The 13,056-nt window shown below is 71.6% G+C and carries 11 protein-coding genes; 6 read left to right on the top strand and 5 right to left on the bottom strand.

Features of this window, described 5'->3' with window-relative positions; all coding sequences use genetic code 11:
* Positions 1-3 precede the first annotated feature (3 nt).
* The 3 genes from ACZ4N4_RS05815 (at position 4) to ACZ4N4_RS05805 (ending at position 2,359) form a co-directional block, all read left to right on the top strand.
* Entirely contained in the window at positions 4-870 is an 867-nt protein-coding gene (locus ACZ4N4_RS05815) for an acyl-CoA thioesterase (protein ID WP_450756024.1), read from the top strand.
* 10 nt (positions 871-880) lie between these two features.
* Positions 881-1,906 (top strand): cation diffusion facilitator family transporter, encoded by a 1,026-nt coding sequence (locus ACZ4N4_RS05810; RefSeq protein WP_467584812.1) that lies wholly within the window; start codon positions 881-883, stop codon positions 1,904-1,906.
* Between the two features lie 123 nt (positions 1,907-2,029).
* Positions 2,030-2,359 carry a hypothetical protein gene (locus ACZ4N4_RS05805; protein ID WP_453577270.1) on the top strand — a complete coding sequence of 110 codons (330 nt, stop codon included), beginning with the start codon at positions 2,030-2,032 and terminating at the stop codon, positions 2,357-2,359.
* A gap of 103 nt (positions 2,360-2,462) precedes the next feature.
* Here ACZ4N4_RS05805 and ACZ4N4_RS05800 read toward each other — a convergent pair whose 3' ends face one another.
* Together ACZ4N4_RS05800 and ACZ4N4_RS05795 are read right to left on the bottom strand one after the other, a co-directional pair.
* The gene (locus ACZ4N4_RS05800) at positions 2,463-3,251 is read right to left on the bottom strand and encodes a phosphatase (protein ID WP_467584809.1); all 789 of its coding nucleotides are present in this window, start codon (positions 3,249-3,251) and stop codon (positions 2,463-2,465) included.
* 66 nt (positions 3,252-3,317) lie between these two features.
* The gene (locus ACZ4N4_RS05795) at positions 3,318-4,877 is read right to left on the bottom strand and encodes a helix-turn-helix domain-containing protein (RefSeq protein WP_467584808.1); all 1,560 of its coding nucleotides are present in this window, start codon (positions 4,875-4,877) and stop codon (positions 3,318-3,320) included.
* A gap of 124 nt (positions 4,878-5,001) precedes the next feature.
* Between ACZ4N4_RS05795 and ACZ4N4_RS05790 the strand changes: the two genes are divergently transcribed.
* The 3 genes from ACZ4N4_RS05790 to ACZ4N4_RS05780 are packed head-to-tail and all read left to right on the top strand — an operon-like array spanning position 5,002 to position 9,167.
* The gene (locus ACZ4N4_RS05790) at positions 5,002-6,459 is read left to right on the top strand and encodes a sodium:solute symporter family protein (protein WP_467584805.1); all 1,458 of its coding nucleotides are present in this window, start codon (positions 5,002-5,004) and stop codon (positions 6,457-6,459) included.
* A 57-nt stretch (positions 6,460-6,516) separates the two neighbouring features.
* A complete protein-coding gene (speB, locus tag ACZ4N4_RS05785; protein WP_351734961.1) occupies positions 6,517-7,485 on the top strand; it encodes an agmatinase in 969 nt (322 codons plus the stop codon).
* Positions 7,482-9,167, top strand: a complete 1,686-nt coding sequence (locus ACZ4N4_RS05780; protein ID WP_467584802.1) for a thiamine pyrophosphate-binding protein — start codon at positions 7,482-7,484, stop codon at positions 9,165-9,167. The genes speB and ACZ4N4_RS05780 overlap by 4 nt, the downstream gene beginning before the upstream one ends.
* A 59-nt stretch (positions 9,168-9,226) precedes the next feature.
* Here ACZ4N4_RS05780 and ACZ4N4_RS05775 read toward each other — a convergent pair whose 3' ends face one another.
* From ACZ4N4_RS05775 to ACZ4N4_RS05765, 3 genes are all read right to left on the bottom strand, one after another.
* Positions 9,227-9,583, bottom strand: a complete 357-nt coding sequence (locus tag ACZ4N4_RS05775; protein WP_467584799.1) for a peptidase inhibitor family I36 protein — start codon at positions 9,581-9,583, stop codon at positions 9,227-9,229.
* Between the two features lie 142 nt (positions 9,584-9,725).
* Positions 9,726-10,532 (bottom strand): endonuclease I family protein, encoded by an 807-nt coding sequence (locus tag ACZ4N4_RS05770; RefSeq protein ID WP_453577287.1) that lies wholly within the window; start codon positions 10,530-10,532, stop codon positions 9,726-9,728.
* 137 nt (positions 10,533-10,669) lie between these two features.
* Positions 10,670-12,991, bottom strand: a complete 2,322-nt coding sequence (locus tag ACZ4N4_RS05765; RefSeq protein WP_467584796.1) for an ArnT family glycosyltransferase — start codon at positions 12,989-12,991, stop codon at positions 10,670-10,672.
* Between the last annotated feature and the right edge of the window lie 65 nt (positions 12,992-13,056).

Raw genomic sequence — 13,056 nt, 5'->3', positions numbered from 1 at the left:
GCCATGAACGAGGCACTGAACGATCTCCTCGATCTGCTCGACCTGGAGCAGATCGAGGAGAACATCTTCCGCGGCCAGTCCCGGTCCGCCGTCGTCCCGCGGGTGTTCGGCGGGCAGGTCGCGGCCCAGGCGCTGGTCGCCGCCGGGCGCACCGTCCCGGCGGACCGGCACGCCCACTCGCTGCACGCGTACTTCCTGCGCGCAGGCGACCCCGGCGCGCCCATCGTCTACAACGTCGAGCGGATCCGCGACGGCCGCTCGTTCACCACCCGGCGCGCGGTCGCCGTCCAGCACGGCAGGCCGATCTTCGCCCTCTCCGCTTCCTTCCAGGTGTACGAGGACGGCCTCGACCACCAGACCCCGATGCCGCCCGCGCCGGACCCGGAGACGCTGCCCACCTCGGCGCAGCGGCTGCGCGGCTACGACCATCTGCCCTCCACCGTCGTGGAGAAGTTCCTGGAGGCCCGCGAGGCGATCGACCTGCGGTACGTCGACGAGCCGCCGTTCGGGAAGTTCGGCGAGCCGCGCGAGCCGCACAGCCAGGTGTGGTTCCGGACCAACGGCAAGCTCGACGACGATCCGCTGCTGCACGTCGTCCTCGCCACCTATGTCTCCGACATGACCCTGCTCGACTCGGTGCTGCTCGCGCACGGTCGCGGCGGCTGGGCCGTCGGGGACGTGGTGGGGGCCTCGCTGGACCACGCCATGTGGTTCCACCGGCCGTTCCGCGCCGACGAGTGGCTGCTGTACGACCAGGAGTCCCCGTCGGCGTACGGCGGCCGCGGGCTCGGGCAGGCCCGGATCTACACCCAGGACGGTTCACTGGCCATTTCCGTGATCCAGGAGGGTGTCGTCCGCGTCCCCAGGTAGAACTGGGGGCATGTCCGAAGCCGAACACAGTGGCGGAGCCGACCAGAGCGCCGTAGTCGAACAGGATGGCGGAGCCGACCAGAGCGGTGGGGCCGAAAAGGGTGGGGGCGAGAGCACCGTCACGGTGATCGTCGCCGCCGTCGCCAACCTCGGGATCGCCCTCGCCAAGGCGGTCGCCGGGCTGATCAGCGGGTCCAGCGCGATGCTCTCCGAGGCGGCGCACTCGGTCGCCGACACGGTCACCGAGCTGCTGCTGCTCACCGCGCTCAAACGCAGCGAGAAACCCGCCGACGAGGAGCACCCGTTCGGATACGGCCCCGAGCGGTACATCTGGGCCATGCTGGCCGCCGTCGCCACCTTCGTCGGCGGCGCGGTCTTCTCCCTCTACGACGGCGTCCACACCCTGACCGCGGGCGAGGAGCTGGGCAACCCGCTGGTGTCGTACATCGTCCTCGCGGTCGCCTTCGTCCTGGAGGGGTTCTCCCTGCGTACGGGACTGAAGCAGGCGTACGGCGAGGCGGCCCGGGTCCGGGTGTCGTTCAAGAGGTATCTCCGGCGCACCCCCGACACCGCCGTGAAGGCCGTGGTGATGGAGGACTCGGCCGCGCTCGTCGGCCTGGTGCTCGCGGCCGGCGGCCTGCTCGGCGGGCAGCTCACCGGCTCCGGCGTCTGGGACGGCCTCGCCTCCCTGCTCATCGGCGTGCTGCTGCTGTACGTCGCCTGGGTGCTGGGCCGCTCGAACGCCGAGTTCCTCATCGGCCGGCCGCTGCCGAAGGCCGTGCGGGAGCGGATCAGGGCGGAGCTGCTGGAGTCCGAGCACATCGTGGCCGTACTGGAGCTGACCACCCTGGTGCAGGGCCCGAAGGAGGCGCTGGTCGCGGCCAAGGTGGACTTCCGGGACGTGTCGACGGCGGCCCAGATCGAGTGGGCCTGCGAACGGGCCGAACAGCGGTTGCGGGCCGCGTTCCCCATGATCGGCCGGGTCTACCTGGACCCCACCCCGGGCCCCGCGACCTCGGTCGATCACGGGCGGTGAGCGCCCGAAGTGCCGGGCGACCTGTCCGAGATTAAGCTCTATGAGTGAAATGCCGCACAGTGCATGTGCCGCATAGCGGACGTGCCGCGTAGCGGACGTAAGTCCGGCAGAAAGGTATTTCCCATGCGAGTACAGCGCGCGAGGCGCATCGCCGCGATGTCCGCCGCCGGCCTGATGCTGGCCGGTGGGGCCGCGATCGGCGCCGCGGGCACCGCCTCGGCGGCCCCCGCCTCCACTCACCAGAGCGTGGTCACCGGCGGCTTCGGCTGCAACTCCCGGTTCGGCGGCGGGTTCAACAACTGCCGTGGTTACGGCGGCTTCGGCTACGGCGGCTACGGCTACGCCCCCGTCGCGGTCGTCCCCGTCGTGGTCGTCCCCACCGTCGGGTACGGCGTCAGTGGCTTCGGTGGCTTCGGCTACGGCGGGTTCGGCTACGGCGGGCTCGGGTTCTGAGCCGACCGGACGCGAACAGACACCAAGCCAATTCAGGGTCTAGGCCAGGCCACGAGGTGCGGTTCCCGTGCGCGGGGGCCGCACCTCGCCCGGCCCGGTGCGGTTACGCCAGCCCCGCCTCCGACAGCAGGTACGCGGTCATCGGGTCGTAGTACCGCGGGCTGCGCACGTGGTCGTCGAGCGGTACGGCCACCTGGAGGGTGCCCTCCGCCTCGGCGAGGAACAGCGCCGGGTCGTTGCAGTCGGCGTAACCGACGGAGTCCAGGCCCACCTGCGCCGCGTACCCCGCCCAGCCGTGGTCGGCCACGACCAGGTCGGGCGCCGGCCGCCCCTCGCGCTCGAGCCCGCCCAGGATCGCCTTCATCGGCTCACCGGAATGCGTGTGCCACAGTGTCGCCCCGTGCTCCAGGACGGCCACGTCGGCGAACTGCATGACGTACCCCTCGTCCGTCTGCAGCCCGTCCGGGATGACCACGACCTCGCAGCCGGCGGCGCGCAGCGCGGCCGCCGTCGCCCGGTGCACGTCCAGCAGGCCGCCCGGGTGCCCGGTGGCGAACAGCACCCGCTGCCGCCCCTCGGCCGCCTTGCGCAGCCGCGCCGCCAGCCGGTCCAGGCCGTCCACGGTCAGCTCGGGGTCGATGGTGTCCTGGCCGTACCGGTACTCGGGGTCGTCGTTCACCCCGACCCGCTCGGCCATCACGGCCAGCACGTCCTGCTCGTCGGTCCAGCGGTCGCCGAGTTCCAGTCCGAGCCACCAGTTGCGCTCGCCGTTGGCCAGCTTGCGGTAGTGGAGCAGGTTGTTCTCGCGGGGCGTGGCGACATCGCCCGCGATACGGGTCTTCACAAGGTGCTCGACGAGCTCGGCGCGGCTGGGTGTCCCGGGTATCGGCATGGCTCCATTGTGAGGCAGGGCGCCGGCCGATTCCCCTGCCGTATCGCCCGCTGGGACGTGCGTCACTCACCCCTGCCGGAGGGCGAACCACAGCTCCATCCGTACGTCCGGGTCGTCGAGTTCGGTGCCGAGGAGCGCCGCGCAGCGGGCGATGCGCTGGCGCACGGTGTTGCGGTGCACGGAGAGTGCCACCGCCGTGCGGTCCCAACTGCCGTGCAGGGAGAGCCAGGTGCGCAGGGTCTCGGTGAGGGCGGGGTGCTCCGCGAGGGGGCCGAGGAGGGCGCGGGCGTGGGCATGGGCCTCGTCTGCCGGGATCAGGTCGCCCAGTGCGGGTCGGGTGTTGTGCCGGACAAGGGGGGTGCGGGTCGCTCGGGCGCGGGCCAGGGCGCGGGTCGCTTGCGCGGCGGCGGCCGGGAGTTGGTGTGCGGGTACGGGGGCGCTGACGCCCAGAGTCCAGCCGGGTTGTGGTGCGGGTTGCCGGTCGGCGGGGACCAGGAGTTGGACGATGTCCCCTACGGGGTCGATGAGAGCCGAGCCGAGTGAGGCGCCCAGTGCGGTGGCGGTGAGGAGGTCGGGCGGGTGCGGGTGCGGGTGCGGGGGTGTGGGGGCTTGTCGCGCCCCGCGGCGGAGCCGCATATCGGCAGGGTCCCGCGCCCCCGAGGGGTTGGGGAGGTCGCGTTGGTCGTTCGGGGAGGCGTGTACGACGAACCAGGTGTCGCTCCCGCCCAGCAGCGGTGCCACCTCCTCCGCTGTGCCACCCACCAGGAGCCGTACGAGGGCCGCGTTGCGGGCCGCGCCCGAGCCGCTGTGCTGTTCGCCGGTGAGGAGGGTGAGGAGGACCGTGGCCACCGAGGCGATGGTGTGGTCGCCCGGTTCGCGGGCCGGGGTGGCCACCCCGAGGACGAAGCCGGTGCTGAGGGTGTAGGCCGCGAGGTGGGTGCCCGCCGTGGCGTGGGTCGCCGACGTGGGGGTGCCGGGGCCGGACGGTCGTACCACCTCCGTCAGCTCGGCCAGCGAGCCGCGTACCGGCGCCTCCGGCTCCCGCCCCGCCGAGGCGAGCTCGGCTCCCTCCGGGCCGTACAGGGCCGTCCAGCCGCCCACCCGCTGGGCCAGCTGGCGCAGTACCGAGGGGACCGGGTCGGGTCGGGCGGCGGCCGCCGCGAGGCTCTGCTGGGCCTCGGTGACCCGGCGCAGCTCGGCGAGGCGGGCCTGGGCCATCAGCTGCCAGACCGCGCGGGCGACGGCGGAGAAGGTGGTCCCCGGCGGGACCTCGACCAGCGGGAGATCGTACGCCTCGCAGGCCGCCACCAGGGCGCGCGGGACGGTGTCGTGGACCGGGGCCAGCCCGAAGCCGAGGGCCGCGCCGCCCGCCGCCACGATCCGGGACACGTAGTCGTCGAAGTAGGTGCCCGAGCCGGCCGCGTCCGGGATGTGCACCCCGGCGGTCAGCAGCAGCTCCCCGCCCAGCAGGTAGGGGTACGGGTCGGCCATCTCCGAGGTGTGCGCCCAGTGGACCACCAGCGACGGGTCGGACGGCCCGGCGATCTGGCGCAGGGCGAGGTCCTCGCGGGCCAGCAGGGCGGCGAGGGGCACCGGGGGTGTGGGGGGAACAGCGGGATCCGGCACGGTGTGCGTTCCCTCCGTCCAGCGGGCCTCGAATGGATGAAACGTACACTTCGCAGTCGCTTTCCGGCCACCTAGTGTCGGTGACCGTCACCCACCGGCGAGACCCCCGGCGAAGGAGGGCCCTGTGGCCGTCGACTACGCAGTGATCGTGATCTATCTGGCCGGCATGCTGGCCATGGGCTGGTGGGGCATGCGCCGTGCCAGGTCCAAGAGCGACTTCCTGGTGGCGGGCCGCCGCCTGGGCCCCGCCATGTACTCCGGCACCATGGCCGCGATCGTCCTCGGCGGCGCCTCCACCATCGGCGGCGTGGGCCTCGGCTACCAGTACGGCCTCTCCGGCGCCTGGATGGTCTTCACCATCGGCCTCGGGCTGCTGGCCCTGTCGGTCTTCTTCTCGGCCCGGATCGCCCGCCTCAGGGTGTACACGGTCTCCGAGATGCTGGACCTGCGGTACGGCGGCCGGGCGGGCGTGATCTCCGGTGTCGTGATGTGGGCGTACACCCTGATGCTGGCCGTCACCTCGACCATCGCGTACGCCACGATCTTCGACGTCCTCTTCGACATGAACCGGACGCTCGCGATCGTCATCGGCGGCTCGATCGTCGTCGCCTACTCGACGCTCGGCGGTATGTGGTCGATCACGCTGACGGACATGGTGCAGTTCGTCGTGAAGACCATCGGCGTGCTGCTCCTGCTGCTGCCCATCGCCGTGGTCAAGGCCGGCGGCTTCTCCGAGATGAAGGCCAAGCTGCCCACGGCGTACTTCGACCCGCTGGGCATCGGCGGCGAGACGATCTTCACCTACGTGTTGATCTACACGTTCGGGATGCTCATCGGCCAGGACATCTGGCAGCGCGTGTTCACGGCCCGGGGCGACCGGACGGCGAAGTGGGGCGGCACCGTCGCCGGCACCTACTGCCTGGTGTACGCCCTCGCCGGTGCCGTGATCGGTACCGCGGCCAAGGTGCTGTACCCGAAGCTGGGCAGCCCGGACGACGCCTTCGCGACCATCGTCAAGGACGAACTCCCCGTCGGGGTACGGGGCCTGGTGCTGGCCGCCGCGCTGGCCGCGGTCATGTCGACCTCCTCCGGCGCGCTGATCGCCTGTGCGACCGTCGCCAACAACGACATCTGGTCGCGGATCCGGGGGAAGGCGAGGTCCGGTGACCACGACGAGGTGCGGGGCAACCGCGTCTTCATCCTGATCATGGGCGTCGGGGTGATCGGCACGGCCATCGCGCTCAACAACGTCGTGGAAGCGCTGACCGTGGCCTACAACCTGCTGGTCGGCGGCCTCCTGGTGCCGATCCTCGGCGGACTGCTGTGGAAGCGCGGCACGGTCCAGGGCGCCCTCGCCGCCGTGACCGTCGGCGGCCTCGCGGTGATCGGCCTGATGGCAGGTTACGGCATCCTCGCCAACGAGCCCGTCTACTACGGCCTCCTCGCCTCCCTGGCCGCGTATGTCGCCGTCTCCCTGGCGACCAGGCCGACCGACGCGGCCGTGCTGGCCAACTGGCGGGAACGGCTCGCGGGCCGCGCGGCTCCCGAACTCGTGTCCGAACCGGTCCCGGCCGCCCAGTAAAGTCGTAGACAGAAGCAGTACATACGCGACGAAGCGTAGGAAAGAAGGCATGACCTCATGAGCAGCAACGAGACACCCCGCGGCCCCGTCGACTCCTCCCGCATCCCGCGGTACGCCGGTCCCGCGACCTTCGCCCGGCTGCCCCGCCTCGACGAGGTCGGCACCGCCGACGTCGCGGTGGTGGGCGTGCCGTTCGACTCCGGTGTCTCGTACCGGCCGGGCGCCCGCTTCGGCGGCAACGCGATCCGCGAGGCGTCCCGGCTGCTGCGCCCCTACAACCCGGCGCAGGACGCGTCCCCCTTCGCCCTGGCGCAGGTCGCGGACGGCGGGGACATCGCCGTCAACCCCTTCAACATCAACGAGGCCGTCGAGACCATCGAGGCCGCCGCCGACCAACTGCTCGGCACCGGCGCCCGGCTGATGACCCTGGGCGGCGACCACACCATCGCCCTCCCCCTGCTCCGCTCGGTGGCCAGGAAGCACGGCCCGGTCGCGCTCCTCCACTTCGACGCCCACCTGGACACCTGGGACACCTACTTCGGCGCCGAGTACACCCACGGCACCCCGTTCCGGCGGGCGGTCGAGGAGGGCATCCTCGACACCTCGGCCCTCTCGCACGTCGGCACCCGCGGCCCGCTGTACGGCAAGCAGGACCTCACCGACGACGAGAAGATGGGCTTCGGCATCGTGACCTCGGCGGACATCTACCGCCGGGGCGCCGACGAGGTGGCCGACCAGCTCCGCCAGCGCATCGGCGACCGCCCGCTGTACATCTCGATCGACATCGACTGTCTGGACCCCGCTCACGCCCCGGGCACCGGCACGCCCGAGGCCGGTGGTATGACGTCCAGGGAACTGCTGGAGATCCTGCGCGGACTCTCCTCCTGCAACCTGGTGTCGGCGGACGTCGTCGAGGTGGCCCCCGCGTACGACCACGCGGAGATCACGTCGGTGGCGGCCTCGCACACGGCGTACGAACTGACCACGATCATGACCCGCCAGATTGCCGAGGCTCGTTCGAAGTGACCCACGACCACGACCTGGTACTCCGCCCGACGGAGGCGCAGACGGCCGCAGCCCTCAACCCGCCCGCCGGCCGCAACGGCGGGGACCTGGTCGTGGAGACGCTGGCCGGGCTCGGCGCGACGACGGTCTTCGGGCTGCCCGGCCAGCACGCCCTCGGCATGTTCGACGCCCTGCGCCGCTCGTCGCTGCGCTATGTCGGCCTGCGGGTGGAGAACAACGCGGGCTTCGCGGCGGACGCGTACGGCAGGATCACCGGCGAGGCCGCCCCGCTGCTGCTGTCGACCGGCCCCGGCGCGCTGACCTCACTGGCCGCGCTCCAGGAGGCGGCCTCGGCCTCCGCGCCCGTGCTGGCGATCAGCAGCCAGATCCCGACGGCCGGCCTCGGCGGCGGCCGTCACGGCTACCTGCACGAACTCCCGGACCAGTCGGCCTCATTCCGGGGCGTGGTGAAGTCGGTCCACACCGTCCGCACCCAGTCGCAGATCCCGTCCGCGCTCGCGGCGGCCTGGAAGTCGGCCCTCTCCGCCCCGCACGGCCCGGTGTGGGTGGAGATCCCGCAGGACGTGCTGCTGGCCCCGACCCCGCTTCCGGTGGTGACGGCGATGGACGCCACCCCGGACGAGCTGCCGCCGCGTCCCGAACTGACCGCGGTGGCGGCCGACCTGCTGTCCCGTGCGGCCCGCCCGGCGATCATCGCGGGCGGCGGAGTGGTACGGGCGGACGCCTCGGGCAAGCTGCGGCAGCTCGCCGAGCAGCTGAACGCGCCGGTCGTCACCACCTTCGGCGGCAAGGGCGCCTTCCCCTGGAACCACCCGCTCTCCCTCCAGTCCTGGCTGGAGGACCGCCACACCACGGACTTCCTGGAGGACGCGGACGTCCTGCTGGTCGTGGGCTCGGGCCTGGGCGAACTCTCCTCGAACTACCACACGTTCAAGCCCCGGGGCCGCGTCGTCCAGATCGAGGCGGACCTCGGCAAGCTGGAGTCCAACCACCCGGCGCTCGGCATCCACGCGGACGCCAGGCTCGGGCTCCAGGCCCTGCTGGAAACGGTGTCGCCGCGCGCGGACGACACGGCGGCCGACCGGGTACGGGATCTGCTGTCCCGGGTCTCGGAGCGCATCGCAGCCCAGGAACTCACCCTGGAACAGGACGTGTTGGCGGCGGTCCGCCGGGCCCTCCCGCGGACGTCCCCGTCCTTCTGGGACATGACGATCCTGGCCTACTGGGCGTGGTCGGCGTTCGACCCGCAGGGCACGAACCTCATGCACTCGGCCCAGGGCGCCGGCGGTCTCGGCTACGGCTTCCCGGCGGCGCTCGGCGCGGCCGCGGCCGACCCGACCCGCCCGGTCCTCGCGGTGTCCGGCGACGGCGGCGCCCTCTACTCCATCGCGGAACTGGCGACGGCGAGGCAGCACGACCTCCCGGTCACCTGGCTCATCGTGGACGACGGCGGCTACGGCATCCTGCGCGAGTACATGGCGGACTCCTTCGGCGAGGCCACGGCGACGGAACTGGCCCGCCCCGACTACGTGGCCCTGGCGGAGTCCTTCGGCGTCCCCGGCGTCCGCACGAACCCCGAGACCCTGGAGACGGACCTGGCGAAGGCCCTGTCCACCCCTGGGCCCTCGGTGGTCGTGCTCCCGGCGCTGCTGCGGATGTTCGCGCCGACACACCTGGGCTGAGCGCGAAGGACCCCGGGCAGGCAGGCCGCGCTGCCGGCCGGCCCGGGGCGATGACCGGTTCAGCAGGCGCCCGCGCCCACCCCGTCGATGCGGCCGCCGAAGTCGCCGAGGTACTGGGAGCGCCAGTCGCCGTTGAAGGTGTCGCGCTTCTCGGTCGGGGACCAGTTGACGAGGCAGGCGCGGGTGGAGGCGACGAAGGAGCCGACGTGGTCGTGGAGGTTCGGAGGCATGTCGCGGTAGCCGCTGCGGGCCGTCCACTCCCAGTAGTCGCCGCCGAAGCCCTCCCCGCTCCAGAAGCACACCGAGCCGTCGGGACAGGAGGGGGCGGCGGCCGCGTGCGCGGAGGCACTCTGCGCGGGGACGACGAGTGCGGTCAGCGCGAGCGCGGCGGCGATGGACCAACTGCGAAACTTCACGGGGCTCTCCGTAAAAGGGAGTTGGGGACACCCCGTCGGAACTGCCGGGGCGCCCCCATGCTCCTGGGCGGTCACACGGACACGCCCGAGCCCAAGATCGACTTCACCTGTGTGAGGTAACTAGTCGTTCAACATCACCGGGCTACCAGATCGCGTCCACCCACTCCGGGTGGTCGATGAACGGGTTCCGGTTGTGCTGGTAGGTGCTGTAGATGACGTCGTTGCGGTTCTCCTCGAAGGAGTCCGGCGGGTCCTCGTCGTTCCACTGCTTGAGGACCGTGAGCTTGCCGATGTACGGGTTGGAGCCGTTGTTGACCTTGTCGTCCGGCTCCAGGTTGGCGAAGCCGTCGTCGCCCTCGTAACGGACGGCCATGTACAGGATCATGCGGGCCACGTCGCCCTTGACCGCGTCGCGCGGCTCGAAGGAGTCCGAGTCGGCCTTGCTGCCGCCGCTGTTGGTGAAGGTGGAGCCGCCCTCGTCGAAGTCGAGGTTGCCGCGCTTGCCGTTGACCGCCACGTCCTCGGGACGGATGTGGTGCAGGTCCGTGCCGGGGCCGGTGGACGTGGTGAGGTCGCCGTGCGAGATCGCCCACACGTGCTCACGGTTCCAGTCGCCGCTGTCACCGCCGTTGAGGGTCTTGCTGCGCGAGATGCCCGAGTACAGCAGGATCACGTTGCTGCTGTTGTTCGGGTCCTGGTCGGTCTTCTTCAGGGCGTCCCACAGGGCCGAGTACGACAGCTTGGTGACGTTCGCGCTGATGATCGTGTGCAGGGACGACTTGAGGCTCGTCCCCGTCTTGCCGATCGCGTTCTTGTAGTACGTCGAGTCGTACGCGGTGGTCGTGGCGGCGGCCGGGGTCGCCGTCAGCGCCGGGGCGGTCAGGCCCACCAGGACGGCGGCGGTCGTCAGGGCCACCGACTTCCAGCGCCGGATTCGTGTCGCCAGCATAAAGAGATTCCCATCTACGCGGGTTGATGAGGCGGCAAGAAGGAGGGTGACATGAACATGAGGACGACGAGGTGAACGGGACGTAAAAAGGGACCCCCGACCGTGTGGTCGGGGGTCACTCCGGGGGTCGGGTTGCGTCAGCTGACGTCAGACGGGTCGAGCCGGTAGAGCGTGGAGGTGGACGAAGTGGACGAAGACGTCGAGGACTTGGAGTTCGAGGCCGAGTTCTCCGTCGTGCTCGTGCTCGTGCTCTTGCTGTAGGCGCTCTCCTTCACCGCCGTCCCGTTCTTCTGCACCCAGCTGGTCACCGCGGAGCTGAGCGTGTTGTTGCCGCCCATGCCCATACCGCCGCCGCCGACCTGGATGTAGTGCAGCTTGCCCGCCTTGACCAGTTCCTTCAGCTTGGCGACGGTCATCGCCTTGTCGGTTCCGGTGAAGCCCCACATGGAGATCACGGGCTCCTTGGCGCTCAGCTCGATCTGGGCCGCGGACTGGGAGTTGGAGACCGCGAGCAGCCAGGTGGCGCCGTCCATGTGCTTCTTCAGGTAGGCGATCAGGTCGCTGCTCACACCGCCGCCCATGCCACCGCCGCCGAAGCCGCCGCGCTGACCGGTGCCGCCGGCCGCCTCGCCGGTGCCGTTCGGCGGGGTGCCGCCCGCCTCGCCGGTGCCACCGGTACCTCCGGCCGCGCCGCCCGGCAGTTCGCCGTTCGTGCCGCCGGGGAAGCCGCCGCCCTGCTGGGTGCCGCCGGGCGCCTGGCCGTTGGTACCGCCAGGACCGCCGGCGGCGCCGCTGCCGCCGGTCGCGCCCGTACCGCCGCCCGGCGCCTCGCCGTTCGTGCCGCCGGGGAAGCCGCCGCCCATCTCGCCGCCGGCCTCGGCGTTCCGCCCGCCCGGGAAGCCGCCCCGGTTGCCGCCGGGTCCGCCGCCGAAGCCGCCACTGCCGGTCGAGGGGCCGGCCGTCGGGTTCGTACCGCCCATGCCACCGCCGCTGGAGCCGCCGAACGGCTCCGCCGCGGCGTACGCCGTCGGACCGGCCAGCGCCGCGATCACGGCCGTCGCCACCGAGGCCGTGAGGAGGCGGGCCCGGTTGCCGGACCGGAAGAGGATCATGCCCACGATGCCGGCCACCGTCAGGACGCCGATCGTCGGCCACAGCCAGGTGTTCCAGCCGGAGGCGCGGCGGAGCAGGACGATCGCCCAGATGCCGGTCACGCCGAAGGCGGCCGGGAGGACCCAGATCCACCGCTTGTCGGTGCGGAACGCGTGCTGCAGCATCACGCCACCGCCGCCGCACAGCGCCGCGATGCCCGGGGCCAGCGCGGTCGTGTAGTACGGGTGCATGGTGCCCTGCGCGGTCGCGAAGATCACGTAGTGCAGGAGGGTCCAGCCGCCCCACAGGACCAGCGCCATCCGGCGGAGGTCGGCGCGGGGAGCGCGGCCGCACAGCACCAGACCGCCGATCAGGGCCATCGCGGAGAAGGGCAGCAGCCAGGAGATCTGGCCGCCGAGGATGTCGTTGAACATGCGGCCGAGACCGGCGGAGCCGGAGAAGCCGCCGCCACCGCCCCCGCCGCCGGCGCCGTTGCCCTCGCCGCCGAAGACGCGGCCGAGACCGTCGTACCCCATGATCAGGTCCCAGGCGGAGCCGTCCGTGGAGCCGCCGATGTACGGGCGGTCGGAGGCCGGGACCAGGGAGACGGCGATCGCCCACCAGAAGCTGGAGACGGCCAGCACGACCGCGGCGAGCGCCAGGTTGACGACCCGCTTCACCCACGGGGCCTTCGACGCGTACAGGTACAGCGCGAAGACGGCCGGGAGCGCGATCCAGCCCGCGAGCAGCTTGGTGTTGAAGGCGAGGCCGAAGCAGGCCGCCGAGCCGAGCAGCGGGAGCAGCCTCTCGTCACGGGTGGCGCGGAACGCCAGCGCCGCGCCCGCGACCATCAGGAAGACCAGGATCGTGTCGGGGTTGTTGTCGCGGTTGATCGCGACGGTGATCGGGGTCAGCGCGAGCACCAGCGCGGCGACGGTCGCCGCGCCGTGGCCCCAGATCCGCTTCAGGTTCGCGTGCAGGATCCAGATCGTGCCGAGGCCGGCCGCGACCTGCGGAACCATCATCTGCCAGGTGCCGAAGCCGAAGATCCGGCACGACAGGCTCATGACCATGGTCGCGAATGGCGGTTTGTCGACGGTCAGGAAGTTGCCCGGGTCCAGCGAACCGAAGAACCAGGCCTTCCAGCTCTTCGTACCGGCCCAGATGGCGCCGCTGTAGAAGGTGTTCATGTTGGAGCCGGACAGGTTCCAGGAGTAGAGCACCGCCGCCAGGATCAGGATCGCGATCAGCGCGGGCAGCGACCAGCGCGGTGCCTTGTCCGGCAGGGGAGCCGCGGGGGTCGCCGTGGGCGGCGCCCAGTCGGGGGACACGGTCGTGGGGGGAATGGGATCGGTGGCAGATGTCACCAGCCCACCATGCAGACGGCCGATGGGTGAGGGCTGTGCCGATCCTGGGCGCAGGCTGTGGGTGC

This window comes from Streptomyces sp. NPDC026538 (assembly GCF_055567535.1).
The sequence above is the reverse complement of the archived record's forward strand: the minus strand, read 5'-3'. Positions and strand labels throughout refer to the sequence as shown.

Excerpts from the sequence above, each read along its gene's own strand:
- ACZ4N4_RS05815 (WP_450756024.1), top strand. The coding sequence starts at position 4 with ATGAACGAGGCACTGAACGATCTCCTCGATCTGCTCGACCTGGAGCAG.
- ACZ4N4_RS05810 (WP_467584812.1), top strand. The coding sequence starts at position 881 with ATGTCCGAAGCCGAACACAGTGGCGGAGCCGACCAGAGCGCCGTAGTC.
- ACZ4N4_RS05805 (WP_453577270.1), top strand. The coding sequence starts at position 2,030 with ATGCGAGTACAGCGCGCGAGGCGCATCGCCGCGATGTCCGCCGCCGGC.
- ACZ4N4_RS05800 (WP_467584809.1), bottom strand. The coding sequence starts at position 3,251 with ATGCCGATACCCGGGACACCCAGCCGCGCCGAGCTCGTCGAGCACCTT.
- speB (WP_351734961.1), top strand. The coding sequence starts at position 6,517 with ATGAGCAGCAACGAGACACCCCGCGGCCCCGTCGACTCCTCCCGCATC.
- ACZ4N4_RS05770 (WP_453577287.1), bottom strand. The coding sequence starts at position 10,532 with ATGCTGGCGACACGAATCCGGCGCTGGAAGTCGGTGGCCCTGACGACC.